This window comes from Achromobacter sp. Marseille-Q0513, assembly GCF_018195695.1.
In the GTDB taxonomy this organism is placed as follows: Bacteria; Pseudomonadota; Gammaproteobacteria; order Burkholderiales; family Burkholderiaceae_B; genus Achromobacter.
Genome location: NZ_JAGTJY010000647.1, coordinates 1 through 333, shown reverse-complemented (window position 1 = coordinate 333; position 333 = coordinate 1). Strand labels below are relative to the sequence as shown.

Annotated in this window: 1 pseudogene; it reads right to left on the bottom strand. The window is 55.9% G+C overall.

Annotation, left to right across the window (positions count from 1 at the left end):
* Positions 1-321: pseudogene (locus KDH83_RS32145) on the bottom strand (hypothetical protein); the annotation flags it as partial.
* Positions 322-333: the final 12 nt, after the last annotated feature.

Sequence of the window (333 nt, the reverse complement as noted above, 5' to 3'; positions counted from 1 at the left end):
CTGATATTCGGTCAAGATTCCGTTTACATCCACGTCTCCGGTCTTGCGGCCCGCTTCGTCGTAGACAATGAATGTCTGTCTCCCCGCCGGGTCCGTGGTGATACGCAGCCTGCCCAGCACGTCATAGACGTATCGCGTTTCGCCAAGATTCTGGCCTTCCGGACTTTGCTCATATTGGCTGATCTTCTGCCCGGCCTTGTCGTAGACCGACACAGTGCGCAGGCCGTTTGCCTGCGTCAACGTCATCCGGTTTCCAACATCGTCATACTGCGTCAATGTCGTCTGACCCAGTGAATTCTGCACGGATATCACACGGCCCATGCCGTCATAGAC